The 25602-nt window shown below is 74.4% G+C and carries 25 protein-coding genes; 21 read left to right on the top strand and 4 right to left on the bottom strand.

Annotation, left to right across the window (positions count from 1 at the left end; all coding sequences use genetic code 11):
* Positions 1-37: 37 nt before the first annotated feature.
* The 5 genes from KSK32_RS04740 (at position 38) to KSK32_RS04720 (ending at position 6268) form a co-directional block, all read left to right on the top strand.
* The gene (locus KSK32_RS04740) at positions 38-3334 is read left to right on the top strand and encodes an Rne/Rng family ribonuclease (protein WP_216928824.1); all 3297 of its coding nucleotides are present in this window, start codon (positions 38-40) and stop codon (positions 3332-3334) included.
* Between the two features lie 302 nt (positions 3335-3636).
* The gene (gene rplU / locus KSK32_RS04735; protein ID WP_018787289.1) at positions 3637-3951 is read left to right on the top strand and encodes a 50S ribosomal protein L21; all 315 of its coding nucleotides are present in this window, start codon (positions 3637-3639) and stop codon (positions 3949-3951) included.
* A gap of 11 nt (positions 3952-3962) precedes the next feature.
* Entirely contained in the window at positions 3963-4217 is a 255-nt protein-coding gene (rpmA, locus tag KSK32_RS04730; protein ID WP_013288010.1) for a 50S ribosomal protein L27, read from the top strand.
* A 90-nt stretch (positions 4218-4307) separates the two neighbouring features.
* Positions 4308-5759, top strand: coding sequence for a GTPase ObgE (obgE, locus tag KSK32_RS04725; RefSeq protein WP_013288009.1), 1452 nt, complete (start codon positions 4308-4310; stop codon positions 5757-5759).
* 59 nt (positions 5760-5818) lie between these two features.
* Positions 5819-6268, top strand: a complete 450-nt coding sequence (locus KSK32_RS04720) for a GNAT family N-acetyltransferase (protein ID WP_216928822.1) — start codon at positions 5819-5821, stop codon at positions 6266-6268.
* 98 nt (positions 6269-6366) lie between these two features.
* Here the strand turns inward: KSK32_RS04720 and KSK32_RS04715 are convergent, their stop codons facing one another.
* The gene (locus KSK32_RS04715; RefSeq protein WP_216935812.1) at positions 6367-6831 is read right to left on the bottom strand and encodes a DUF4383 domain-containing protein; all 465 of its coding nucleotides are present in this window, start codon (positions 6829-6831) and stop codon (positions 6367-6369) included.
* Positions 6832-7039: 208 nt separating this feature from the next.
* Here KSK32_RS04715 and KSK32_RS04710 point away from each other — a divergent pair, with 208 nt between their 5' ends.
* Genes KSK32_RS04710 through KSK32_RS04700 form a run of 3 tightly spaced genes read left to right on the top strand, consistent with a single transcriptional unit; the run spans position 7040 to position 8941 of the window.
* The gene (locus tag KSK32_RS04710) at positions 7040-7822 is read left to right on the top strand and encodes a hypothetical protein (RefSeq protein WP_216928820.1); all 783 of its coding nucleotides are present in this window, start codon (positions 7040-7042) and stop codon (positions 7820-7822) included.
* A gap of 31 nt (positions 7823-7853) precedes the next feature.
* Positions 7854-8306, top strand: a complete 453-nt coding sequence (locus KSK32_RS04705) for a phage holin family protein (protein WP_018787295.1) — start codon at positions 7854-7856, stop codon at positions 8304-8306.
* Positions 8303-8941: a DUF3618 domain-containing protein gene (locus KSK32_RS04700; RefSeq protein WP_216928818.1), complete on the top strand. Its 639-nt coding sequence runs from the start codon at positions 8303-8305 to the stop codon at positions 8939-8941. The genes KSK32_RS04705 and KSK32_RS04700 overlap by 4 nt, the downstream gene beginning before the upstream one ends.
* Positions 8942-8994: 53 nt before the next feature.
* Here the strand turns inward: KSK32_RS04700 and KSK32_RS04695 are convergent, their stop codons facing one another.
* Complete coding sequence (locus KSK32_RS04695; protein ID WP_216928816.1) at positions 8995-10077, bottom strand: glycosyltransferase family 2 protein; 1083 nt, start codon at positions 10075-10077, stop codon at positions 8995-8997.
* A 120-nt stretch (positions 10078-10197) separates the two neighbouring features.
* Between KSK32_RS04695 and KSK32_RS04690 the strand changes: the two genes are divergently transcribed.
* Both KSK32_RS04690 and KSK32_RS04685 read left to right on the top strand, forming a co-directional pair.
* Positions 10198-10836: a cyclase gene (locus KSK32_RS04690; RefSeq protein ID WP_216928814.1), complete on the top strand. Its 639-nt coding sequence runs from the start codon at positions 10198-10200 to the stop codon at positions 10834-10836.
* Complete coding sequence (locus KSK32_RS04685; protein ID WP_026268336.1) at positions 10833-12011, top strand: zinc-dependent alcohol dehydrogenase; 1179 nt, start codon at positions 10833-10835, stop codon at positions 12009-12011. The genes KSK32_RS04690 and KSK32_RS04685 overlap by 4 nt, the downstream gene beginning before the upstream one ends.
* Positions 12012-12038: 27 nt before the next feature.
* Here the strand turns inward: KSK32_RS04685 and KSK32_RS04680 are convergent, their stop codons facing one another.
* Entirely contained in the window at positions 12039-13304 is a 1266-nt protein-coding gene (locus KSK32_RS04680; RefSeq protein ID WP_216928812.1) for a cytochrome P450, read from the bottom strand.
* 238 nt (positions 13305-13542) lie between these two features.
* Here KSK32_RS04680 and KSK32_RS04675 point away from each other — a divergent pair, with 238 nt between their 5' ends.
* Positions 13543-13929, top strand: a complete 387-nt coding sequence (locus tag KSK32_RS04675; RefSeq protein ID WP_216928810.1) for a hypothetical protein — start codon at positions 13543-13545, stop codon at positions 13927-13929.
* A gap of 7 nt (positions 13930-13936) precedes the next feature.
* Here KSK32_RS04675 and KSK32_RS04670 read toward each other — a convergent pair whose 3' ends face one another.
* Positions 13937-14155, bottom strand: a complete 219-nt coding sequence (locus KSK32_RS04670) for a DUF397 domain-containing protein (protein ID WP_013287999.1) — start codon at positions 14153-14155, stop codon at positions 13937-13939.
* A gap of 66 nt (positions 14156-14221) precedes the next feature.
* Between KSK32_RS04670 and pepN the strand changes: the two genes are divergently transcribed.
* The 10 genes from pepN to KSK32_RS04620 all read left to right on the top strand — a co-directional run bounded on the left by pepN (position 14222) and on the right by KSK32_RS04620 (position 25538).
* Positions 14222-16738 carry an aminopeptidase N gene (gene pepN / locus KSK32_RS04665; RefSeq protein WP_216928808.1) on the top strand — a complete coding sequence of 839 codons (2517 nt, stop codon included), beginning with the start codon at positions 14222-14224 and terminating at the stop codon, positions 16736-16738.
* Between the two features lie 82 nt (positions 16739-16820).
* The gene (gene nadD / locus KSK32_RS04660; protein ID WP_216928806.1) at positions 16821-17417 is read left to right on the top strand and encodes a nicotinate-nucleotide adenylyltransferase; all 597 of its coding nucleotides are present in this window, start codon (positions 16821-16823) and stop codon (positions 17415-17417) included.
* A 110-nt stretch (positions 17418-17527) separates the two neighbouring features.
* Entirely contained in the window at positions 17528-17932 is a 405-nt protein-coding gene (gene rsfS / locus KSK32_RS04655; RefSeq protein WP_013287996.1) for a ribosome silencing factor, read from the top strand.
* Positions 17929-18576, top strand: coding sequence for a histidine phosphatase family protein (locus tag KSK32_RS04650; RefSeq protein WP_216928804.1), 648 nt, complete (start codon positions 17929-17931; stop codon positions 18574-18576). The genes rsfS and KSK32_RS04650 overlap by 4 nt, the downstream gene beginning before the upstream one ends.
* 48 nt (positions 18577-18624) lie before the next feature.
* Complete coding sequence (locus tag KSK32_RS04645; protein WP_216928802.1) at positions 18625-19479, top strand: DegV family protein; 855 nt, start codon at positions 18625-18627, stop codon at positions 19477-19479.
* Between the two features lie 9 nt (positions 19480-19488).
* Positions 19489-20265, top strand: coding sequence for an SDR family NAD(P)-dependent oxidoreductase (locus KSK32_RS04640; protein ID WP_216928800.1), 777 nt, complete (start codon positions 19489-19491; stop codon positions 20263-20265).
* A 451-nt stretch (positions 20266-20716) separates the two neighbouring features.
* Positions 20717-21499 carry a ComEA family DNA-binding protein gene (locus KSK32_RS04635; RefSeq protein WP_254187512.1) on the top strand — a complete coding sequence of 261 codons (783 nt, stop codon included), beginning with the start codon at positions 20717-20719 and terminating at the stop codon, positions 21497-21499.
* Between the two features lie 107 nt (positions 21500-21606).
* Positions 21607-23928 carry a ComEC/Rec2 family competence protein gene (locus KSK32_RS04630; RefSeq protein WP_254187511.1) on the top strand — a complete coding sequence of 774 codons (2322 nt, stop codon included), beginning with the start codon at positions 21607-21609 and terminating at the stop codon, positions 23926-23928.
* A gap of 123 nt (positions 23929-24051) precedes the next feature.
* The gene (holA, locus tag KSK32_RS04625) at positions 24052-25032 is read left to right on the top strand and encodes a DNA polymerase III subunit delta (RefSeq protein ID WP_216927969.1); all 981 of its coding nucleotides are present in this window, start codon (positions 24052-24054) and stop codon (positions 25030-25032) included.
* Positions 25029-25538: a hypothetical protein gene (locus tag KSK32_RS04620; protein WP_216927970.1), complete on the top strand. Its 510-nt coding sequence runs from the start codon at positions 25029-25031 to the stop codon at positions 25536-25538. Before holA ends, KSK32_RS04620 begins: the two co-directional genes overlap by 4 nt.
* Positions 25539-25602: the final 64 nt, after the last annotated feature.

Genomic DNA, 25602 nt, shown 5'->3' with positions numbered 1-25602 from the left:
CACCCGCGCCCGGGGCGGCCAGAACTGGAGAACGTCCATGCTCGAGAACGAGCCCGAGGGCGGCGAACGGACCGGCGCAGAGCCGGCCGGGATGACCGCCGACAGCCCGACCACCGCCTCCGGCAGCGCCGCGAGCGCGACCGCCGCCGGCGCCGAGGGTGCCGCCTCCGGCAGCGCCGACGGCGTCACCGCGGAAGGCGGCGTCCCCGCGGAAGGCGGCGCCGTCGCGGAGGGTGTCGCCGAGACCAAGCCACCGGCCCGTAAGCGGGCCAGCCGCCGCAAGGCCGCTCCGCTGAACCAGCCGGAGCAGACCGACGCACCGGTCGAGGCGTCCACGACGGTGACCGGCAGCGGTGAGTCGCCGCAGGCCGAGGTGCTCGCGCCGGTGGCCGGCGAACTGGACACCGCGCCGAAGACCACCCGGCGGCGTCGCAAGGCGACCCCGGCGAAGGCGGTCGAGGAGCCGGTGGCCGCGGCCGGTGTGGAGGCCGCCTCGGAGGAGGTCGTGCCGCCGGTCAAGGTGACCCGGACCCGTCGTCGCAAGGCCACGCCGCCGGCTGCCGAGACCGTCGCGCCGGAGGAGACCGCCGTCGCGGGGCAGGCGGCCTCGGACGGCGTGATCGACGGACCGGTCTCCGCGCCCGGGGGCGACCTGATCGCCGAGGGACGCGCCGACATCGACGGCGGCGAGGCCACCGCACCGGACGAAGCCGTCGCCGCCGACACCGCCGGGACCGCGGCGCAGGCCCCCACCGGCCGGCGCACCGCCACCGGCGGCAGGACCACCGCCCGCGGCAACAAGGCCGCCGGCCTGGCGAGCACCGGCGGCGCGGCCGGCATCGGTGAGACAACCGGCGAGGACGTCGAGGACGAGGACGCCGAGGCGGTTGCGGACGCGGGCGCCGCGGCTGCGCGTACCGAAGAGGTAAACCTGGCCCGCGGCGGCCCGGCGGACGCGACGGGCGCCGCCGTGCCGCGTGCGGCCGAGGAGCCGGCCGAGACGCCGCCGGCCACGGGCCGCCGGCGTCGTGCCGCGCTCTCCGCGCCGACCGTCCTGTTCATGGCGCCGCAGCCCGACGAGGCACCGGCCGTCCAGGTGACGTACCCGGCCGCCGAGGAGCCGATCGAGGAAGCGGTCGAGACCGGCCGGCGCCGCCGTCGTGGCCGCCGTGAGGTCGAGCCGGTCGAGGCCGAGGCCGAGCCGGAGGCCGCCGAGGAGGAGCCCGCCGCCGAGGCCGAGGAGATCGCCGAGGGGGACGAGGACGACGAGACGGCCGCGGGCCGCCGTCGCCGCCGCCGGGGCCGCCGGGGTCGTGGCCGGGGCAAGGGCGGCGCGGACGAGGCCGACGACGAGGACGTCGAGGAGCCCACCGCCGCGGCCGAGGCCGCCGAGGGCGAGGCCGAGGAGCCCGCGGAGGACGAGGAGGACGAGGGCGAGGGGATGACCCGCCGCCGTCGCCGTCGTCGCCGCCGGGGCGCCGGGGAGGCGGACACCGCCGCCGAGGACGGCGTGCCGACCGTCGTCAAGATCCGTGAGCCGCGCAAGCCGGTCGACGAGGTGCAGGGTGTCTCCGGCTCGACCCGGCTGGAGGCCAAGCGGCAGCGCCGCCGGGACGGCCGCGAGCAGCGGCGTACGCGGCCGCCGATCCTGAGCGAGTCGGAGTTCCTGGCCCGCCGCGAGGCGGTGGACCGGGTGATGGTGGTCCGCCAGCGCGGCGACCGCACCCAGATCGCCGTGCTCGAGGACGGCGTGCTCGTGGAGCACTACGTCACGCGGAACTCGTCCGGCACCATGGCCGGCAACGTCTACCTGGGCAAGGTCCAGAACGTCCTGCCGAGCATGGAGGCGGCCTTCGTCGACATCGGGCGCGGGCGCAACGCGGTCCTGTACGCCGGTGAGGTCAACTGGGACGCCACCGGCCTGGAGGGCCGGGCCCGCTCGATCGAGCAGGCGCTGCGCTCCGGCGACTCGGTGCTGGTGCAGGTGACCAAGGACCCGATCGGGCACAAGGGCGCGCGGCTGACCAGCCACATCGCGCTCTCCGGCCGGCACCTGGTCTACGTGCCCAACGGCAACGCCTCGGGGATCAGCCGCAAGCTGCCCGACACCGAGCGCAAGCGCCTGCGGGACGTGCTGAAGAAGCTGGTGCCGGACGGCGCCGGGGTGATCGTCCGGACCGCGGCCGAGGGCGCCAGCGAGGACGAGCTGGCGCGTGACGTCAAGCGTCTCCAGGCCCAGTGGGAGGACATCCAGGCCAAGGCGACCGAGGGTGGCGCGCCGGTGCTGCTCTACGAGGAGCCGGACCTGGTCATCCGCGTGGTCCGGGACCTCTTCAACGAGGACTTCCGCGAGCTGGTCATCGAGGGCGAGTCCGCGTACGACCTGGTCGAGTCGTACCTGTCGCACGTGTCGCCGGACCTGGTGGCGCGGCTGCGCCGGCACGCCGGGGTGGCGGACGTGTTCGCCGAGTACCGGATCGACGAGCAGATCCTCAAGGGGCTGGACCGGAAGGTCTTCCTCCCCTCGGGAGGCTCGCTGGTGATCGACCGCACCGAGGCGATGACTGTCGTCGACGTCAACACCGGCAAGTACACCGGCTCCGGGGGCAACCTGGAGGAGACGGTCACCCGTAACAACCTGGAGGCGGCCGAGGAGATCGTGCGCCAGCTCCGGCTGCGCGACCTCGGGGGCATCGTGGTGATCGACTTCATCGACATGGTGCTGGAGTCGAACCGTGAGCTGGTGCTGCGCCGGCTCACCGAGTGCCTCGGCCGGGACCGTACGAAGCACCAGGTCACCGAGATCACCTCGCTCGGCCTGGTGCAGATGACCCGCAAGCGCATCGGCGCGGGCCTGCTGGAGGCGTTCAGCGAGACCTGCGAGTGCTGCAAGGGCCGTGGCTTGATCATCCACACCGAGCCGGTGCCGGAGAAGCCGCGCGCCGGGGCGGGGGAGAAGGTCAAGGCGGTCGCCTCGGCGGTCGCCGCGCCGGCCGAGGAGAAGAGCGGCCGCCGCCGGGGCCGCAAGGCCGCCGCGGAGAAGCCCGCGGCGGAGCAGCCGGCCGCCGAGTCGCCGGTCGCGCCGGAGCGGACCGTCGCCGAGGTGGTCGAGAACGACGACGACTACTACGACACCCAGGGCTACGACCTGTCCCGGTTCGAGACGGACACGCCCGCCGCCCCGGCGGTCGCGGACAGCCAGGAGGGCGACTCGGCCCGGCTGGCCGCCGCCGACGACCCGGACGCGATCGGTGACGGGGACAACGACGACGACAGCGGCGCGCCGCGCCGGCGGGCACGCCGCGGTGGCGCCCGGCGGCGTACCCGGCCGTGAGGTCTTGACGCGCTGACCCGCGCGTACCGGGCCCCCGCCCCGCCTCTTCCCGGCGGAGCGGGGGCCCTGTCGTGCCCGCCGAGCCGGGCGGGGAGGCACCGACCGGCAGCCCGGTTTGGGGGGCGGGCCGGGTATGGCGTACGCTTGCCTGCGGCGCACTTTGGTGTGCCGAGTTCCCGCGTGCCCGCGCTGCCGGTGTCACGGCTCCCGGCGAGACGCCGTGGGAACGACCGCCAACGGTGTGACAGCCGACAGCGGTGGAATAGACGCCAGTAGCCTCAACGACAGGGAGTCCGCCTCCGATGTACGCGATCGTCAAGACCGGCGGCAAGCAGTACAAGGTCGCCGAGGGCGACGTGATCGAGGTCGAGAAGCTCGCCGGTGCCCCCGGCGACGCGGTGAAGCTCACCGCGGTGCTCCTCGTCGACGGTGACGACCTGGTGACCGACGCGGCGAAGCTCGCCAAGGTCGCGGTGTCCGGCGAGATCGCCGCGCACACCAAGGGCCCGAAGATCCGGATCCACAAGTTCAAGAACAAGACCGGCTACCACAAGCGCCAGGGTCACCGCCAGCCGCTGACCCAGGTCAAGGTGACCGGCATCTCCAGCGGGAAGTAGGTCGTCCTCCAATGGCTCACAAAAAGGGTGCGTCCAGCTCGCGTAACGGCCGTGACTCCGCGGCCCAGCGACTCGGCGTGAAGCGCTTCGGTGGTCAGGTCGTCAGCGCGGGTGAGATCCTCATCCGTCAGCGTGGCACCAAGTTCCACCCCGGTGACCTGGTCGGCCGTGGCGGCGACGACACGCTGTTCGCGCTGGCCGCCGGCTCGGTGCAGTTCGGCACCAAGCGCGGTCGCAAGACCGTCAGCATCGTGCCGCAGCAGTAGTTCCGAAAGCGTTGCGGGCCGCGGACCTCGAGTCCCGGCCCGCTTCGCTTTTCCCCGTGCGGGGCGGACCCCGCTGGAAGGATTGGCGTCGTGACGACGTTCGTTGACCGGGTCGTCCTGCACATGCAGGCCGGCGACGGCGGGCACGGCTGTGTCTCGATCCACCGGGAGAAGTTCAAGCCGTTCGGCGGGCCGGACGGCGGCAACGGCGGCCACGGCGGCAGCGTGTCGCTGGTGGTCGACCCGCAGGTCACCACGCTGCTCGACTTCCACTTCCGGCCACACCTGAAGGCCGAGAACGGCAAGGGCGGCGCCGGTTCGAACCGGGACGGCGCCAACGGCCGCGACCTGGTCATCAAGGTGCCGAACGGCACCGTGGTGCAGAGCCTCGACGGCGAGGTGCTGGCCGACCTGGTCGGCGTCGGCACCACGTTCGAGGCGGCCCGGGGCGGCCGGGGCGGGCGCGGCAACGCCTCGCTGGCCAACGCCCGCCGCAAGGCGCCGGGCTTCGCCGAGCTGGGCGAGCCCGGCGACCGGCTGGACGTGGTGCTGGAGCTCAAGAGCGTCGCCGACGTGGGCCTGGTCGGCTTCCCGTCGGCCGGCAAGTCGTCGCTGATCTCGGTGATCTCCGCGGCCAAACCGAAGATCGCCGACTACCCGTTCACCACGCTGGTGCCCAACCTGGGCGTGGTCCGGGTGGACAACCACACCTTCACCGTCGCCGACGTACCGGGCCTGATCCCTGGTGCGGCCAGCGGCAAGGGTCTGGGCCTGGAGTTCCTCCGCCACGTCGAGCGCTGCGCCGTGCTGGTCCACGTGATCGACACCGCGACGCTGGAGCCCGGCCGCGACCCGCTCGCCGACATCGACGCCATCGAGTCGGAGCTGTCCCAGTACGGCGGCCTGGCCGACCGGCCCCGGCTGGTAGCGCTCAACAAGGTCGACGTGCCGGACGGCAAGGATCTCGCCGACATCGTCCGCCCCGACCTGGAGGCGCGCGGCCTGCGCGTGTTCGACGTCTCGGCCGCCACCCGGGAGGGCCTGCGCGAGCTGACGTACGCGATGGCGGAGCTGGTCGACCAGGGACGCCGCGCCGCCCCGCCGGCCGAGCCGACCCGGATCGTGATCCGCCCGAAGGCGGTCGACGACGCCGGCTTCACCATCGAGGCCGAGCCGGACGGCTCGTACACGGTGCGCGGCAGCCGGCCGGAGCGCTGGGTCAAGCAGACCAACTTCGACAACGACGAGGCAGTGGGTTACCTGGCCGACCGGCTGGCCCGCCTCGGCGTCGAGGAGAAGCTCGCGAAGGCCGGTGCGCAGGCCGGTGACCTGGTCCGCATCGGCGACCGGGAGTTCGACTGGCAGCCGACGCTCTACGCCGGTGTCGACTTCGTGCCCGGCAACCGGGGCACCGACGTGCGGCTGGAGGAGAAGTCGAACCGCCCGTCGGCGTCCGACCGGCTGGCGGCCCGTAAGGCCCGCCGGGTCCGGCCGGAGGACGAGGTCGAGGCCGCGCCCGCGGCGGAAGCGGACGCCGAGTAGCCGTTTCCGGGTCGATGGTGGGAAACCTGCGCGAAATCCGGCCGATCTAGCGTACGGGCATGTTGATCGAGTCCCGTCCCGCCACCGATCCGGAGATCGCCGCGCTCGTCGTCGCCCAGCAGCGTGAGCTGCGCGACGCCGACGGTGGGCTGGACGGGCAGGTCACAGTCGTGCACACCGACATCCACTACCTGGCCGTCGTGGTGGGCGGCCGGGCGGTCGGGTGCGGGGGCCTCCAGGCGCTCGACGCCGACACCGGCGAGCTGAAGCGGATGTACGTGCGGCCGGCGTACCGGGGGCGAGGCATCGCCCGGCAGCTGCTCGTGGCGCTGGAGGAGCTGGCGTTCCAGCAGGGGCACCGCACGGTGTGCCTGGAGACGGGCACCTACCTGCCGGCCGCGATCGGGCTGTACCGGTCCAGCGGTTACGAGCCGATCCCGGTCTACGGCGAGTACGTGGACAACCCGTACAGCGTCTGCTTCGCCAAACGGCTGCCGGTAGCGGCCTGACGCTCGAACACCATCGCCCGCCTCCTCGACCCGCTCGCGGTGGCACTCCTGCCCGGCGACTGGGCGCGGCAGACGTCGGCTCGGCGTGCCGCGCCTGGTCAGGGGCGGTCGAAGGGGGCCTCCACCCGGCTGCCGGTGCCGAGGTTGTTGTTGAGCAGCAGGCCGGCGGCGAGCATGCCGAAGCCGAGGAACAGGTGCAGCCAGTTGTCGGCGTCGTTCACCGGCAAGAAGTTGACAGCGGTGTCCTGGTCGATGGCGAAGCCGTACAGCCACAACACCAGGTAGAGCGCGCCGCCGCCGGCCAGGAACACCCGCGCCCCGCCCAGCCGCCGGGCCATGACCAGACCGACCAGCCCGAACAGCAGGTGCACCAGGTTGTGCAGCACCGACACCTGGAACACCCCGAGCAGCTTCGCCTCGGAGTGGTGCCCGGCGAACGTCATCTCGCCGTAGTGCGTGGTGACGCCGGGCACAAAGCCGAGCACGCCGATGAGCGTGAAGATGGCCGCCGCCGCGAGGGCTACCTTCTGCACCGCAGGCCGGGCGGACGCGTGTTCGCGCACGTCACGTGCCATCCCCGTCACCCCCGTGGAACCTACCGCCGCCCGGGCGGGCAGGCACCTCATTGTCTGACCGGGACGTGCCGCTTCCGCAGAGAAATCACGAATCAGGCATGGAGCCGCCGACCGGGGGTAGGGCGATTGTCACGCGGAAATCATCCGCGTACCCCCGGAAGGCACCCGCTGGGAACACACGAGCGGAAGGGACACCATGACTCAGGATCTTTCCCCCAGTTCGGCCACGTACCAGTCGACGAACGGTGGCGGCGTGCGTGACCAGGCGCGCCAGGTCGGCTCCGACGCCGCGCACGCGGGCGGCGCGGTCGCGCAGACCGCCAAGGAGCAGGGCCGGGAGGTGGTGGGCGAGGCCAAGCGGCAGGCCCGCGACCTCTACGGCGAGACCCGCAGCCAGGTCACCGCGCAGGCCGGTCAGCAGCAGCAGCGCGCCGCGAGCGGACTGCGGTCGCTCGCCGACGAGATGCGCACCATGGCGCAGCAGGGCGGCGGCTCCGGGCCGGTCACCGAACTGGCCCACCAGGCGGCCGAGCGCGTGCACGGCGTGGCCGGCTGGCTGGAGCAGCGCGAGCCGGGCGACCTGCTCAACGAGGTGAAGACCTACGCCCGCCGCAACCCCGGCACGTTCCTCGTCGGCGCGGCCCTGCTCGGCGTGGTCGCCGGGCGGCTCACCCGCAACATCACCGCGCTCGGCGACGACAGCACGGCGCGGCCGGCGTACGACCCGGACCGCACCGCCGTCATCCCGACCGCGCGCGAGGTGCCGGACCAGGTGCCGCCGGGCGGCTACCTCGACCCGACGCCGGGCAGCTACGCCGAGCCGGACCCGGGCTACTCCGCGCCGGGCGCGGCCTACCCGACCGGCGGCGCCCCGAACACCTGGGCCGACCCGGCGGGCGGCACCGGCCAGCCGCTGCCGCCGCCGGAGCGCACCGACCCGCTGCCGGGTGTCCCGTCGACCGGCGCTCCCCGCCCGTGACCGGCCGCACCGGCAGAAGGGAGGCGACGGCATGACCGTACCCACGCAGGACCCCGGCTATCAGGCGGCGGGCGCCCCGCCCCACGCCGACGAGGTGCGCGGCAGCTCGCTCGGCGACCTGATGCGTCAGGTCACCACCGACCTGTCCACGCTGATGCGCCAGGAGGTCGAGCTGGCCAAGGCCGAGATCCGCCAGGAGGGCAAGAAGGCGGGCAAGGCCGCCGGCCTGTTCGGCGGCGCCGGTTTCGGCGGCTACATGGTGGCGCTCTTCGTCTCGATCGCGATCTGGCAGTTCCTCGACAACGTCATGGACTCCGGGCTGGCCGCGCTGATCGTGGCCGTCATCTGGGCCGCGGTCGCGGCGGTCCTGTACTCGATGGGCAAGAAGAACGCCGAGCGGATCCGCGGCCTGAAGCAGACCAACGACAGCGTGCAGCGCATCCCCGACGCGCTCAAGCCGCACCCGGAGGGAGTCACCCGATGAGCACCGATCCCGAGCAGATCCGCCGCGAGATCGAAGCCACCCGCAACAACCTCAGCTCGGACGTGGACGCCCTGGCGTACAAGGTCAGCCCGAGCCGCATCGTCGACGACCGCAAGCAGCGCGTACGCAGTGCGCTGACGAACGTGAAGGACAAGGTGATGGGAACCGCATCGGACCTCGGCCACAGCTCCGGCCACGCCGCCCACTCGGTGGGCGATCACGCCTCCTCGATGGCCTCCACGGTGGGCGACAAGGCGCAGTCCGCCGCCGCCACGGTGAGCGACGCCGCCCACCGGGCGCCGCAGGTGGTTCGGCGCAGGTCCGAGGGCAACCCGATCGCCGCCGGGGTGATCGCCTTCGGCGTCGGCATGCTGGTCTCCTCGCTGATCCCGGCCACCCGCCGCGAGCAGCAGGTCGCCGCGCAGGTCAAGGAGAAGGCCGCCGAGCACGGCGGGGTGGTGAAGGAGAAGCTGGGCGAGGTCGCCGGTGAGCTGAAGGACGAGCTGCGCGAGCCGGCGCAGCACGCCGCCGAGTCGGTGAAGGCCACCGCGCAGGACGCCGCGTACACGGTCAAGGACGACGGCCGCTCCGCCGCCCAGGACGTCCGGCACAGCGCCGAGCAGGCGCGGTCCTGAACTGTAAGGAAGGGCCCCTTTTTATCGCCCAGGCGATAAAAAGGGGCCCTTCCTTACACCTCGGCGCCTAGCGGTGGGGGCACCGCCCCGGTCTCCACCCAGAGCACCAGATCGTCGGGGCGGCGCCGCGTGATCCGCCGGCGCAGCACACGTGTGGGGTGGGCCGCCGTCCGCAGCCGGGCGCCCGCGTAGGGCAGCCCGCCGCGTAGCCGCCGCCCCACCGCCAGCCAGGCGCACAGGCCGCGCTCCAGCACCCAGGCGGGCGCGGCCAGGCTCGTGTGCGCCGGGAAGACGCGGGTGCCGCCGGCCCGTCGCCGGCCCAGCTCGGCCACCGCGACGGTCGCCAGTCCGGCGCGCAGCAGCAGGCCGGGCCGGCGGGTGGCGAGCGCGGCCGCCGCCGGCAGCACCGCCAGCGCGGCGAGCAGCCACACCGGACGGGCTGTCTCGTCGTACGCCTGACGGACGCGCTGCCCGAGGAAGTGCGCGGTGGAGGGCGGGCGCCGCCGCACGTACAGCCACGCCGGGGTGGCGGTGCTGCCGCCGTACGCGCGCACGGTCCGGACCAGTTCCAGGTTCTCGAAGAGTACGTCGGGGTCGTAGCCTCCCATCGCCAGGAAGGTGCTCCGCCGTACCGCCAGCGTGCCCGGCCAGTCGCCGCCGAACAGGCGGGCGAGCAGCGTCCGGCCGGTGTCCCACCAGGCGTGCCAGGGCAGCGGGTCGAAGTGGTTCTGCGGCCGGACCAGGTCCACCCCGTCCAGCATGTGGTGCACCGCGCACAGGGCTGGGCGGTCGTACCGGACGTCGTCGTCGGCGATCACCACGTGCTCGTGCCGGGCCAGCGCGACGCCGGTGAGCACGCCGAGCACCTTGCCGTTGCGCCCGCGCAGCGCCGGGTCCGGCGGCAGGTGCCGCACCAGCCCGCGCCAGGCGTCGGCGTGCCGGGCGAACAGCTCCGGCGGCGATCCGTCGACCACCACCACGTCGACCCAGCGGCTCAGCTCGCGCAGGTACCCGGTCAGCTCGTCCAGCCCGTCGTCGTCGTGGGCGCGCAGCGGCAGGACGTACGCCATCGGGAGCCGGACCGGCGCGGACGCGGCGCCCTCGTCGTGCGGGCGCGCGGCGGCAGCTCGGTTCATGTCGCCTCCCTCGTGTCGGGTGACGCGACTTGCCCGGAATGCGGCTGCTGAAACCGTTTCGGGCGGGCTGTGTCGGGTAGCGCAGCCGGATACGGACGGTCCGAGTCGGGAGGAGACGTGATGCCCAGCAACGCAACGAGATGGGCGCTGGCCGGCGCCGCCGCGGTGACCGCTCTCGGAGTCACCCGGACGGTGGCGCGGCGGCGGCACCGGCACCAGCCCGACCGGGAGGACGGCTGGTACGTGGTGCGCCGGGGGATCACCGTGGACCGGCCGATGGACGAGGTGGTCGGCTTCTGGGCGGACCGGGAACGTCTCGACCGCGGCCTGGCGGAGTGGGCCACGCTGGAGCAGATCGACGCGAACCGGTGGCGCTGCGTGGCGGCCGACCCGGCCGGCGGCGGCACCGAGTGGCGGGCCGAGATCACCGTCGACGGGCGGGGCCGGTTGAGCTGGCGGGTCACCGACGGGCCGGTGGCCCAGCGCGGCCGGGTCGAGCTGACCGCCGCCCCGCAGGACCGGGGCACCGAGATCCGGGCCGAGCTGCGGTGGCGGTCCGGTCCGATCCGGCGGGCGGTCGGCCTGGCCGGCGGCAGCGACCCGGACCTGGGTCTGCGCACCGCGCTGCGCCGGATCAAGTCGCTGATCGAGACCGGGCAGGTGCTCGACACCCGGCACGACCCGTCCGGGCGCAGCCCGCGGCAGGAACGGGCGACGGACAAGGTACGCGAGAAGCTGATGGCGGGAGGACGACCGTGAGGGCGTTGTGCTGGGAGGGCGTCGGCAAGCTGGCCGTGCGGGACGTGCCGGAACCGACCGTCAGGTCCGGCGGCGACATCATCGTCAAGGTCCGCGCGAGCAGCGTCTGCGGCTCCGACCTGCACCTGATCAACGGCTACCTGCCGGCGATGCGCGAGGGGGACATCCTCGGCCACGAGTTCATGGGCGAGGTGGTCGAGACCGGCCCGGACGTGCGCCGGATCTCCGTCGGCGACCGGGTGGTGGTCGGGTCGGTGGTGGCCTGCGGCTCGTGCTGGTACTGCCGCACCGAGCAGTTCTCGCTCTGCGACAACTCCAACCCGCAGCCGGTCTTCACCGAGAAACTGTGGGGTCACTCGCCCGCCGGCATCCTCGGCTACTCGCACGCGGCCGGCGGCTACTCGGGCAGCCACGCCGAGTACATCCGGGTGCCGTTCGGCGACGTCGGCGCGTTCACGGTGCCGGACGGGGTGCCGGACGACTCGGTGGTGTTCGCCTCCGACGCGATGCCGACCGGCTGGATGGCCGCCGACTTCTGCGACCTCAAGGGCGGAGAGGTGGTGGCGGTCTGGGGTGCCGGTGGCGTAGGTCAGATGGCGGCCCGGTCCGCGCAGATCCTCGGCGCCGAGCGGGTCGTGGTCATCGACCGGCTGCCGGAACGGCTCGCCACCGCGGCGCAACGCCTCGGCGTGGAGACGATCAACTACGCCGAGACCGACGTGCTGGAGGCGCTGCGGGAGATGACCGCCGGGCGCGGCCCGGATGCCTGCATCGAGGCGGTCGGCATGGAGTCGCACGACGTCGGCCCGGTCTACGCGTACGACAAGGCCAAGCAGACGGTACGCGCGCAGACCGACCGGCCCACCTCGGTCCGGCAGGCGATCATGGCGGCTCGCAAGGGCGGCACGGTGAGCATCGTCGGCGTGTACGGCGGCCTGGTGGACAAGTTCCCGCTCGGCGCGGCCATGAACAAGGCCCTGGTGCTGCGGATGGGACAGATGCACGCCCAGCGCTACATCCCGATGCTGCTGGACCGGGTCGCAGCCGGCGAGATCGACCCCGGCTACCTGGCCACCCACCCGATGTCGCTGGAACAGGGCGCCCGGGGCTACGAGATCTTCGAGAAGAAGGAGGACGGCTGCCTGCGTACCGTGCTGCACCCGCAGGCCGCCTGACGGGTCCGGGGAAGGGGGTGCGACCGCTCAGCGCGGCGGGCGTACCCCCTCGGCCGGTCGTACCCCGTCGAGCACCAGCCCGCCGGGCGGCAACGCCGGCATGGAGCCGAGGTCGAGCGCCAGGTCCTGCGGCGGCACGCGGTAGCTCATCGCGTCGGTCAGGTTCGTCACCGCCCGCTTCATCAGCTCGATCGTGATCCACTCTCCGGCGCAGCGGTGGCCGGTGTAGTGGTCGCCGCCGCCCTGCGGGACCAGGCCGAACGGGTCGTCGCGCCAGCCGGCGAAGCGCTCCGGGCGGAACATCTCCGGCTCCGGCCACACGCCGGGGTGGTGGTTGGTGCCGTACAGGTCGAGCAGCACCCGCCGGCCCTGCGGGAACGAGTACCCGCGCCACTGGAACGAGCGGCGCACCCGGGCCGCGGCGACCGGGAAGAACGGGTAGTAGCGGCGTACCTCCTGCACGAACTGCTCGGTCGCGGCGTCGTCGCCTGGTAGCCGGTCCCGCCAGTGCGGGTGGTCGTGCAGCGCCAGCGCGGCGAAGACCACGTACCGGTCCACCGCGACGGTGGGGCGCAGCACGTTCAGCAGCTCCACCGCGGCGATCCGGCGGGGGAGCGGCAGTCCCCGTTCGTCCCGGTGCCCGGCCACGACCGCCAGCGCGCTGCCCTCCGGGGCGGGCACCGCGCCCGCACGTACCCGCTCGATCAGCTCGCCGGCCCAGCGGTGTGCGTGCCGGCGGCCGAGCCGTCCGCGCCAGTGCCGGGGGCCCAGCGCGGCCGGCGCCTCGATCATGGCGTGCATCTCGGTGGTGCGGCGCGGCACGTCGGCCTCGGCCAGCGGCACCCCGGCCCAGGCCCAGACCGTCCGGGTCAGGATCCTTCCCACCTCGTCGTAGAGCACGACCGGACCGCTCCGCGCCCAGACCGGGATCCGGGCCCGCCACTGCTCGTCGAAGATCTCCCCGAGCCGGCGGATCGCGGCCGGCGTCATGATCGACATGAACATCGCCTTGCGGACCAGGTGCGCCTGCCCGTCGAGGCCCTGCACCCCGCCGACGCCGGTGAGCGTGCGCTGCCCGCGCATCGGCATGGCGCCGCGCCGGACGAACCGCTCCTCGTCGTAGAACAACTCGGCGGCCTCCCGGCCGCGCAGGCAGATCGTCGGCTTCAGCAGCAGCCGGGTCTGGAAGACGTCGCTGCCGAGGCGGTCGCAGCGGTCGCCCACGAAGCGGTAGCCCTCCCGCAGGAACGCAATCGTGCTGTCCGGGCTCCGGTCGCTCGGCATGGTGCTCATCTCGGCTGCTCCTGACGCGGTTCGGCGGCGCTGCCTGCCTACCCGGGCCGGAGCGGCCGAACCCTCCATTCCAGCAGCTCCGGCCCTTCGAGGGAGGGGCCCGCGACGCGGGTGGGCGCTGGCCCCTCCCCGGGCGCGGAAAAGCTGCTTGGCTCGGGTTCGCGGACCGGCGGCGACCGGTCCGCCGCCCGTCGGCGCGACGTCCGGCGGGCGTCACCGGGGACGGGGGAGGGCACTGATGCGTGACGACAGGGCGGCACGACGGCACCGCGAGGCACCGGCCCGGCTGCGCGGCGACGGCCGCGACGGGCCGCTGATCGGCGCGCCCCGCCGCTCCGTGCCCCGCCCGCCGCGCTACTTCACCGTGCACCTGGGCTTCGCCGCCGCCGATACCGCCGTCGCGCGGGAGCACGCCGTGGCGTACGCCGAAGCACTCGGCCTGCTCCGCCCGGAGCTGGCCCTCGGGGCGGCGGCGTTGTCCCCGGCGGACGCCTGGCACCGCGCCGAGCGGCTGTTCTGCGACGCGGCCGGGCCCGACGGCGAGCGTTGCGCCGACGTGGCCGGTCACCCCGGCTTCCACCACGCGCCCGGTCCGGGCGGCCTCGGCTGGGGCGACGGTGACTGAGGCGCGCTCAGTCCAGGTCGAACTCACCGTCCTGGGCGCCCGCGACGAACGCGTCCCACTCGGCCTGCGTGAAGACCAGCACGGGCCCGTCCGGCTCGGCGGAGTTGCGCATACCGATCAGGTCGTCGACGAAGGCCACCTCGACCGCTCCCTCGGAGGTGTCGCCCTCTGCCCGCTGCCAAACCGCCCGGGAGAGGTCGAAATCGCCCTTGGGGTGCTGACCCATCGCTGCTCCTCCATCGCCATGCGTAACGAGAAGGCCCGAGCGGACCTCATCGGGCAGGATAAGCGGATGCCGAGCCTCACCCGTGCAGAGGCGACCGCGCGCCGCGCGTCGATCGCCGTCGAGTCCTACGATGTGGACCTCGACCTGACCGGCGACGCCGAGCGGTTCCGCTCCGCCGTCACCATCCGGTTCCGGGCCACCCCCGGTGCCGAGACCTTCGTCGACGTCAAGCCGCGCCGACTCCTCGCCGCCCGCCTCAACGACCGCGACCTCGACCCGGCCCTGCTGGCCGGCGACCGGCTGCCGCTGACCGGCCTGGCCGCGACCAACACGCTCACCGTCGAGGCCGAGATGGCCTACTCCAACACCGGCGAGGGGCTGCACCGCTTCGTCGATCCGGCCGACGGCGAGACGTATCTCTACGCGATGTCCTTCCTGGACGACGGGCCGCGCATCTTCGCCGCGTTCGACCAGCCCGACCTGAAGGCCCCGGTGACGCTGGCGGTCACCGCGCCGCCGGAGTGGACTGTCGCCGCCAACGGGCAGCTCGCCGACCGGCCCGCGCCTGGGCGCTGGGCGTTCGCCCCCACCGAGCCGCTGGCCACCTACTTCGTCTCGCTGATCGCGGGGCCCTGGCACGTGCTGCGCGCCGAGCACGACGGCATCCCGCTCGGCCTCTACTGCCGGCGTTCGCTCGCCGCCCACCTGGACGCCGACGCCGACGAGATCCTCACCGTCACCCGGCAGTGCTTCGACCGCTTCCACGAGCTGTTCGCCGAGCGCTACCCGTTCGGCAAGTACGACCAGGCGTTCGTGCCCGAGTTCAACGCCGGCGCGATGGAGAACCCGGGCCTGGTCACGATCCGCGACGACTACGTGTTCCGCTCGGCGGTCACCGACACCCAGCGGGAGCTGCGCGCCACCACCATCGCCCACGAGATGGCGCACATGTGGTTCGGTGACCTGGTCACCATGAGCTGGTGGGACGACCTGTGGCTCAACGAGTCCTTCGCCGAGTACCTCGGCACCCGGGTCACCGCCGAGGCGACCCGGTTCGACCAGGCGTGGACCACGTTCGCCAGCCGCCGCAAGGCGTGGGGCTACACCGCCGACCAGCGCCCCTCCACCCATCCGGTGGCGCCGGAGGAGGTCGCGGACGCCGCCCAGGCGTTGCTGAACTTCGACGGCATCTCGTACGCCAAGGGCGCCAGCGTGCTGCGCCAGCTCGTCGCCTGGCTCGGCGACGAGGCGTTCCTGGCCGGGCTGAACGCCCACTTCGCCGCGCACCGGTTCGGCAACGCCACGCTCGCCGACCTGCTGGCCGCACTCGGCAAGGCGAGTGGCCGCGACCTGGACGGCTGGGCGGAGCGCTGGCTGCGCCGCGCGCAGGTGAACACGCTGCGGGTCGACACCGCTGTGGACGCCGACGGGCGGTGGACCGACGTGGCGATCGTGCAGACCGCCCCGGCGAGCCACCCGGTGCTGCGGCCGCACCGCATCGGAGTGGCCCACCACACCGCCGACGGCCCGGCGTACCGGTTCGAGGTCGACCTCGACCCGGACGCCGACGGCGGCCGGACGCCGCTGCCGGAGCTGGTCGGGCGGCCCGCCACCGGGCTCGTGCTGCCGAACGCCGGTGACCTGACATTCGCGAAGGTCCGACTCGACCCGGCCTCGGCGGACGCGGTGCCGCTGCTGCTGCCGGGGCTCGCCGACCCGCTGGCCCGGGCGCTGCTCTGGGCCGAGACGCTGGACGCGGTCACCGACGGGGAACGGCCGGCCGGCGCGCTCGCCGGGCTGATCGCGGCGGCGCTTCCCGCCGAGAGCGAGGTGACGATCGTCGAGGACGTCCTGTCGCTCAGCCGCCGGTTGATCGACCGCTACCTCGACCCGCTCGCCCGTGACGCGGCGCTGCTGCGGGTCGCGGCCGCCTGCGCGGCGCTGCTCGACCCGGCGCCCGCGGGCAGCTCGTTGCAGCTTGCCGCCGCGCGGGGTCTGATCGGCGCGACCACCGACACCGCGACGCTGACCGGCTGGCTCGCCGGCGAGGGCGTCCCGCCGGGCCTGGCGGTCGACGCCGACCTGCGCTGGGCGGTGCTGCGCCGGCTCGTGGTGCTCGGCGCGGCCGGGGCGCCGGAGATCGACGCCGAGGCCGACGCCGACCGCAGCGCCACCGGCGCCGAGCAGGCCGCCGCGTGCCGGGCCGCGCTGCCCGGCGCCGACGCGAAGCGCGCGGCCTGGGAGATCGTCACCCGCAGCACCGAGCTGTCCAACCGCCTGGTCGAGGCGACCGCCGAGGGCTTCTGGCAGCCCGAGCAAGCCGAGCTGACCGCCGGCTACGTGGAGCGCTACTTCGCCGACATGCCGGCGGCGGCGCGTCTGCGTACCGCGTGGGTGGCCGACGCGGTCACCGTGGCCGCGTACCCCCGCTACGCCGTGGCGCAGCCCACCCGGGAGATGGCCGCGGCGCTGCTGGCCCGCGACGACCTCACGCCCGGCCTGCGGCGGTGGGTGACCGACCTGGACGACGACATGCGCCGGGCGCTCGTGGCCCGGACGGCGGTGGCGGCCGCGTCGGCCTGACCGGGCACGCCGGGCGGGGCTCACCCGCCCGGCGTGGCCGACCCCGCCCGGGCCGCTCCGGGACGCGGCCTACGATCGCTGGGTGGAGGAAGACATCCGGCGGGTCGGCATCATGGGCGGCACGTTCGACCCGATCCACCACGGGCACCTGGTGGCGGCGAGCGAGGTGGCCGACCGGTTCGGTCTGGACGAGGTCGTCTTCGTGCCGACCGGACAGCCGTGGCAGAAGGCGGAGGAGACGGTCACCCCGGCCGAGGACCGCTATCTCATGACGGTGATCGCCACCGCCTCCAACCCGCGTTTCCAGGTGAGCCGGGTCGACATCGACCGGGGCGGTCCCACCTACACCGTCGACACGCTGCGCGACCTGCACGCCGAGTACGGCCCGAAAGCGCAGCTGTTCTTCATCACCGGCGCGGACGCCCTGGAGCGCATCCTCTCCTGGAAGGACTTGGACGACGCGCTCGAACTGGCCCACTTCATCGGCGTGACCCGGCCCGGCTTCGAGCTCACCGACAAGCACCTGCCGGCCGACTCGGTGAGCCTTGTGCAGGTGCCCGCGATGGCCATCTCCTCGACCGACTGCCGCGCCCGGGTCGCCCGGGGGGAGCCGGTGTGGTATCTGGTGCCCGACGGTGTGGTGCAGTACATCGCGAAACGGCGTCTCTACCAGCGGTGATTCGCCCCCTTACATCCTGGTTCGTGCCTGAAATCGACCAGAACTGACAAGTCGCCACACCGCCGGGTGTGAGAGGCTTGGAGAGTCGCACGGTTGATCGAAGGAGAACGGTGACAGTTTCCGAACGCGCGCACGAGCTGGCGATGGCCGCCGCCCAGGCCGCGGCCGACAAGAAGGCACAGGACATCGTCATCATCGACGTGGGCGACCAGCTCGCGATCACCGACGCGTTCCTGCTGGCCGCCGCTCCGAACGAGCGTCAGGTGCTCGCCATCGTCGACGCCATCGAGGAGCGCCTGCTGGAGCTGCCGGAGAAGGCCAAGCCGGTGCGCCGCGAGGGCGAGCGGGGTGGCCGCTGGGTGCTGCTCGACTACGTCGACATCGTGGTCCACGTCCAGCACACCGAGGAGCGCGAGTTCTACGCGCTCGACCGGCTCTGGAAGGACTGCCCGCAGATCCCGTTCACCGATCGCGACCTGGCCGACTCGGCCGCCGGCACCGCCACCGCCGAATGACCCGCCTGATCGTCTGGCGGCACGGCAACACCGACTGGAACGCCGCGAGCCGGGTCCAGGGTCAGACCGACGTGCCGCTCAACGACCTCGGCCGGGAGCAGGCGCGCGCCGCCGCGCCGGTGCTCGCCGCGCTGCGCCCGGACGCGATCGTCGCCAGCGACCTGAGCCGGGCCGCCGACACCGCCGCCGCGCTCGCGGCGCTGACCGGGCTGCCGGTCCGCTCCGACGCCCGGCTGCGCGAACGGCACTTCGGCCAGTGGCAGGGCCTCACCCTGACCGAGGTGGCCGAGCGGTTCCCCGACGAGTACGCCCGCTGGCGGGCCGGCGACCCCGACCCCGGCGCCGGCATCGAGCCCCTGGGCGACCTGGGCGCCCGGCTCGGCGCCGGGTTCCAGGACGCCGCCGACCTCGCCGTCGGTGGCACGGTCGTGGTGGCCACCCACGGCGGCGGCGCCCGGCAGGGCGTCGGACACCTGCTCGGCTGGGACCACACGGTGCTGCGCAGCCTCGGCTCGCTGTCCAACTGCCACTGGACCGAACTGCGTCGCGACGACGGGGTGGAGCGGCGTACCCGGCCGGGCTGGCACCTGCGCGCGCACAACGTCGGCCTGATCGCCCAGCCGGCGCTCACCGACGCGGTCTGACACCTCCGGCACCGGCGCGTCACAGCGTCATCGGCTAGCGTGCCGGTCATGCCCGTCGCGGTCGTCACCGACTCCACCGCCTACCTGCCCCCCGACCTGGTCCGCGCACGCGGGCTCACAGTTGTCCCGCTCACCGTCGTCCTCAACGGCGCGGAAGGGCTGGAGGGCGTCGAGACCTCCCCGGCCGACGCCACCCGCGCGCTGAGCGGCCGGCGGGTCTCGGTGAGCACATCCCGGCCCGCGCCGGAACAGTTCGCGCAGGTCTACCGCACGCTGCTCGCCGAGGGTGCCGACGGCGTGGTGTCGGTGCACCTGTCCGCCGAACTGTCCGGCACCGTCGAGGCCGCCCGGCTGGCCGCCGCCGAGGTCGGCGACGACCGGGTCACGGTGGTCGACAGCCGATCCACCGGCATGGGCCTCGGCTTCCCGGCGCTCGCCGCCGCCGCGGCCGCCGCGCAGGGCGCCGACCTGACCGGGGTACGCGAGGCGGCGCTGGACGCGGTCGCCCGGACCACCATCTACTTCTACGTCGACACGCTGGAGTTCCTGCGCCGGGGCGGCCGGATCAACGCGGCCGAGGCACTGCTCGGCACCGCCCTCTCGGTCAAGCCGATCATGCACATGCCTGATGGCGCGATCGTGGTGAAGGACAAGGTCCGTACCGCCAGCCGGGGAGTGGCGCGTCTGGTCGACCTCGCCGTCGAGGCAGCCGGTGACGGCGAGGTGGACCTCGGCGTGCACCACCTCGCCGCGCCGCAGCGGGCCGAGCAGTTGCTGGCGGCGCTGACCGAGCGGCTGGGCGACCGCCTGCACGACACGTACGTCACCGAGGCCGGAGCCGTCGTCGCCGCCCACGCCGGACCCGGGCTGGCATGCGTGGTGGTCCACCGCCGCACGCCCTAGGGTGGCCGGATGAGCCCACTGTCGTTTGTCGTCACCGGCGGCGGGCGCGGCGTCGGGCGGGCCATCGTCGAGCGGCTGGCGGCCGACGGCGGCACGGTGGTCGTGGTCGAGCGGGACACCGGCGCGCTGGACTGGTTGGCCCGGCATCCGCTGGCCGACCGGCTGCACGCCGTGACCGGGGACGCCGGTGACGAGGCGGTCACCGGCCGGGCCGCCGACCGCGCCGAGGCGTACGCGCCGCTGACCGGCTGGGTCAACAACGCCGCCGTCTTCCGTGACGCCGACCTGCACCGCGCGCCCGCGAGCGAGGTCGTCGACCTCATCGCGCTCAACCTGCGCCCCGCCGTCGCGGGGGCCGCCACCGCCGTACGCCGGTTCCTCGCCGCGCGTACCGGCGGCGCGATCGTCAACGTCTCCTCCCACCAGGCCCGCCGGGCGGTGCCGGGCGCCCTGCCGTACGCCACCGCGAAGGCGGCGCTGGAGGGGCTGACCCGGGCGCTCGCCGTCGACTACGGTCCGCGCGGGATCCGCGCCAACGCGGTCGCGCTCGGCTCCATCCACACCGAGCGGCACGCCGCCTACCTGGCCGGACTCGACCCGGCCGGGGTGGCGCACTCCGACGCGGAGATGGCCCGGCTGCACCCGCTCGGCCGGATCGGGCGTACCGACGAGGTGGCCGATGTGGTCGCGTTCCTGCTCTCCGAGCGTGCCTCGTTCGTCAACGGCGCCACGGTGCCGGTCGACGGGGGACGGGCCGCGCTCGGCCTGGACCCGGAGGCGCGCTGACGGGCCTGCTGATCCCCCGCGCAGGCCCTAGCACGGTGACGGCTTGATCGGGTGCCTGTCCACAGTGCTCGGGTCGTCCACAGCCAAGAGCTGAGCGGCCGATGCGGCACGAGGCGTCGTCGTAGCGTCCCGAGCCGTGCCAGACGACGAGGAGACGACGGTACGGCGGCGGCTCGCCCGGCTGTTCGGGTTCGCGGACGCCGCTGCCGTTCCGCCGACCCCCGCCTCCCGCTCGCACGGGCCCGGCTCGGCGGCGAGGTCCTCGTGGTGGCCCGGGCCATCCCTGTCCCGGCCGGACCGCGAGCCTGGGCCCGACGACGCCGGGCCGGTCGTCAACGGCGGGTCCGGTGCGGGCGCCGGGCATGCCACCGGCGGGACCGGACCGGATTTCGGAGGGCGGCTCGGCCCGGGTTCCGGGCGTGGGCCGGGCGAGGTCGAGACGGGTTTCGGGCTGCGGCGCGGTGTCCCGGAGCAGGACGGCGGTGCGGAGCAGCCGTTCGGGGCGGATCCGGCGTCCGCCGAGCCGGACGACGAGGGGAACCGTCAGTCGGCGTCCGCGCGAGGTCTGGCGTCCCGGCTGCCCGGCCCGGGCGCGTTCGACCCCGGCCGCCGGGGTGTGCGTGCGCTCGCGGTGCTGGCCGCAGTCGTGGTCGTGGTGGCCGCCGTCTGGGCGTGGCGCTCGCGTCCGACCGCCGAACCCGTCCAGCCGGTCCTGGCGGCCACCGAGGCGCCGGCAGGCGGGGTGACCGACGTGGTGGCCGGTGCGCCCGCATCGGGCGGCTCACCCGGTCAGGTCGTCGTCGCGGTGGCCGGGAAGGTCCGCCGCCCCGGCCTGGTCCGGCTGCCGGCCGGTGCCCGGCTCGCCGACGCCGTCGAAGCGGCCGGCGGCGCGCTGCCCGGCGTCGACGTGGCGCTGCTCAATCCCGCCCGCAAGGTCACCGACGGCGAGCTGATCCTGGTCGGCGTGACCGCCCCACCGGGACCGGCCGGACCCGCCCCGGCCGGCGGCGGGGCAGCTCCGGGCGGTCCGGCGGCACCGGCCGGGCCGGTCAACCTGAACACCGCCACCCTCGGCCAGCTCGACGCACTGCCCGGCGTCGGCCCGGTGCTCGCCCAGCGGATCCTCGACCACCGGGACCGGCACGGCGGCTTCCGGTCCGTGTCCGACCTGCGCCAGGTCGACGGCATCGGCGACGCGCGGTACGAGCAGCTCAAGGAACTGGTGACGGTGTGAGCAGCCGACCTGGGTCAGGGCCCGATCTGGCCGACGGCCGCGTCGTGGTCGCCGACGGGGACGTGGGCGGCCGTGAGGTGCCGGATCTGCGGTTGGCCGGGCTGGCGATGGCCGCCTGGCTCGCCGCGCTGGCCGGGCTGCACCTCGGTGTCCGGGCGACCGTGTGGCTGGCCGCCGGTACCGCCGTTCTCGCCGTTCTGGCGGGCCTGCACCTGTGCGGTGTGCTCGGCCGACCGGGGGAGCCGGTCCGCCGCTACGGCTGGATCGTGGTCGCCGTGCTGCTCGGCGTGGTCTGCGGTGCGGCGGCCACCGGCGCCCGGCTCGCGATCCGGGACGCTACCCCGGTACGCGCGCTCGTGACCGAAGGAGCCCGGGTCACCGCCGACCTGGTGCTGCGCGACGACCCGCGCCCGATACGCGGCGCCCCCGGCCGGCAACCGATGCTGCTGGTCCGCGTCGACCTGGTCCGCCTCACCGGACCCGACGGCGCTCGGGTCACCGGCCCGGTACGCGTGCTGGTGCTGGCGACCGACCCGTCCTGGCGGCCGCTGCTGCCGGGCCAGCGGGTCGTCATTCAGGGGCGGCTGTCCGCCCCGCGGGGCGGCGACCTCAACGCCGCCGTGCTCTCCACCGCCGACCCGCCCACGCCGCGCGGCGACGCGTCGTGGCCGCAACGGGCCGCGGGTGTGCTGCGCGCCGGGCTGCAACGGGCCTGCGAACCGTTGCCCGACGCGCCGGGCGGGTTGCTGCCGGGTCTGGTGGTGGGGGACACCAGCCGGCTGCTGCCGGAGGTGGAGGAGGACTTCCGGGCCACCGGGATGACACACCTCAACGCGGTGTCCGGCTCAAACGTGGCGATCGTCGTCGGGGCGGTGCTGCTGCTGGCCCGCTGGGCGCGCGCCGGTCCGCGTACCGCCGCCGTCCTCTGCGTCCTCGCGCTCGTCGGGTTCGTCATCCTGGTGCGGCCCTCGCCGAGCGTGGTGCGTGCCGCAGCGATGGGCGCGATCGGGCTCGCCGCGCTCGCCGCCGGGCGGTCCCGGTCGGCGCTGCCCGCGCTCGCCACCGCTGTCACCGGCCTGGTGCTGTACGACCCGGACCTCGCGGGTGACCCGGGTTTCGCGTTGTCGGTCTGCGCCACCGGCGGGCTGCTGCTGCTCGCGCCGGGCTGGCGGGACGCGTTGCGGCGCCGGGGCGTACCGGCCGGGCTGGCCGAGGCGCTCGCGGTGCCGGCAGCCGCGCAACTGGCCTGCGGCCCGGTGATCGCCGGGCTGTCCGCGACGGTGAGCCTCGTGGCGGTGCCGGCGAACCTGCTCGCGGTGCCGGCCGTCGCGCCGGCCACTGTGCTCGGCGTGCTGGCGGCGGTGCTGTCGCCGGTGTGGCCGGGCGGTGCGGAGTTCCTGGCCTGGCTGGCGAGTTGGCCGGCGCGCTGGCTGGTGGCGGTGGCCGCGCACGGGGCGGACCTGCCGGCCGGGAACCTGCCGTGGGCGGGCGGGGTGGCCGGGGCGCTGCTGCTGGCGGCGGTGAGCGTGTCGCTGCTGCTCGCCGTCCGCCGGCGCCGGGCGCGGCGGCTGATCGCTGTCGTCGCGGTGGCGGTGGTGCTGGGCGCGGTGCCGGTACGACTGCTCGCCTCCGGCTGGCCGCCACGCGGCTGGGTGGTGGTGGCGTGCGCGGTGGGGCAGGGGGACACGGTGGTGCTGCCGGTCGCCGCCGGCCGGGCCGTGGTGGTGGACGCCGGCCCGGAGCCGTCAGGCGTGGACGCCTGCCTGCGCCGCCTTCGGGTACGCGAGGTGCCGCTGCTGGTGGTCAGTCACTTCCACGTCGACCACGTCGGCGGCGTGGCCGGGGTGTTCCGGGGCCGTCGGGTGGGTGCGGTGGTGGGTCCGTCCTGGTCCGAGCCGCCCTACGGCGCAGCTCAGGTACGCGAGGCGGCCCGCCGGGCCGGTTCGCCACTGGCTCGGGTGCAGGCGGGGTGGCGGTGGCGGGCGGGCGCAGTGGACCTGGTCGCGGTCGGGCCGCCGTACCCGCTGCGGGGCAGCCGGTCCGACCCGAACAACAACTCGCTGGTGCTGGCCGCCACCGTGGACGGGGTACGCATCCTGCTCACCGGGGACGCCGAGACGGAGGAACAGCGGGCGATGCTGGAGACGACACCGGCCGCCCAGATCCGGGCGGACGTGCTGAAGGTCGCCCACCACGGGTCGGCGTACCAGGATCCGGAGTTCCTGGCCGCGGTGCGTCCGGCGGTGGCGCTCGTCTGCGTGGGCGTCGGCAACGACTACGGGCACCCCGCCGCCGGGCTGCTGGACCGGCTGAGCCGGGGCGGCGCCCGGGTGTTGCGTACCGACACCGACGGGGACATCGCAGCGGTCCGGGTGAGCGGCGGGCTCGCGGTGGTGAAGCGCGGCGCCGAGTCGGGACGGCCACCCTGAACAGGGGGAATCTTGTTGGGGTAGATGGGAGATCAAGGCAAATGTCTGGATTTGCGCTGTGTGCGGGCTGCGCCGTCACAGTCCCCGATGAGCAGGCCCGGCCGGGTCGAAGGGCGTGCGAGTATGGGCGACGTGACCCCCGCCGACCTGCCTCCTATTGTGCTCGTCCTCGGCGACGAGGAGCTGCTCGCCACGCGAGCGGTCACCGAAGCCGTCGGCCGGGCCCGCGAGGTCGACCCCGACGTGGACGTGCGGGAATACCAGGCCGGCACGCTCACCGTCGGCGAGATCGCCGAGATGCTCAGCCCTTCACTGTTCGGCGGTCGCCGGGTGCTCGTGCTCCGCTCCGGTCAGGACGCTCGCAAGGACCTGTCCACCGCGCTGCTCGCGTACGCGAAGAATCCCGACCCGGACGTGCAACTCGTGGTGCTGCACCTGGGCGGGGCCAAGGGCAAGGCGTTCGCGGACGGCCTGCGGGCGGCGGGCGCCACAGTGGTGCCGGCGGTGAAGCTGAAGGGCGACCGCGAGCGGGCCGCCTTCGTGCGGGACGAGATCCGCCGCCACGGCGGCAAGTGCACGCCCGACGCGGCCGACGCCCTGGTCGCGGCCGTCGGCAACGACATGCGTGAGCTGGCTGCCGCCTGCTCGCAGCTGGTCGCCGACACCGACGGGCGGATCGGCGCGGACACCGTCGCCCGCTACTACCGGGGACGGGCCGAGGTGACCGGCTTCACCGTCGCCGACGCGACGATGGTCGGTGACGTGCCCGGGGCGCTGGAGGCGCTGCGGTGGGCGCTGCACGTCGGCGTCGACCCGGTGCCGATCGCCGACGCGCTGGCCGACGGCGTACGGACCGTGGCCCGGGTCGCCGCCGCCGGCCGGGGCAACGCGTTCCAGTTGGCCAAGACGCTCGGCATGCCGGCCTGGAAGATCGAGAAGGCTCAGGTACGCGCCCGGGGCTGGACGCCCGAGGGCCTGGTCGAGGCGATGCGGGTGGCCGCCGAGTGCAACGCGGCGGTCAAGGGCGGCGCCGACGACCGGGCGTACGCGCTGGAGCGGGCCGTGTTCTCGGTGGCCGCGGCCCGGCAGGGCGGCGCCCGGTGACCCGAGCGTGGTCGACGGTGGCCACGGACGAGGAGCGGTACCGCCCGCTCTACGCCCGGGTGCTGGGGCTGCGCTTCGTCAACCCGGGTGGGGTGCTCTGCTTCCTCTTCTTCGAGGGCGCGGTGGCGCTGGCCGTGCTGCTCGCGCTCGCCGAGCTGGTCAGCTGGTGGGCGGTGCTGGCGCTGCCGGTCGCGGTCGCGGCGATGGTCAAGCTCAACGACGTGGTGGCGGAGATGGTCGTCCGCACCGCAGCGCAGGTGCCCGAACAGGAGCGGGACCGCTTCCGCCGGCAGATGGAACCGGTGATCGGGCGGGCCCGGGTGCCCACCAGCGCCCGTGCGCTACCGGGCGCACCGACATCGGCAAGCGTCCGTGCGTTGTCAGGCGGCGCGACGCCGGCGAGCGGGCGGGTGTTTCCGGACGGTCCGACGCCGATCGCCGACCCCCGGGGCATCCGCTACCACCATCCGCGACGCTCGACGTTCGACCGCCCCGGCGAGCGGTGACCACGGCGTTCCTGGTGTGCGCCGACACCCAGCTCACCTCGGCCGCTGCGGGCAGCCGCACACC

This window comes from Micromonospora sp. WMMB482 (assembly GCF_019038635.1).
Lineage (GTDB): Bacteria > Actinomycetota > Actinomycetes > Mycobacteriales > Micromonosporaceae > Micromonospora > Micromonospora marina.
The sequence above is the reverse complement of the archived record's forward strand: the minus strand, read 5'-3'. Positions and strand labels throughout refer to the sequence as shown.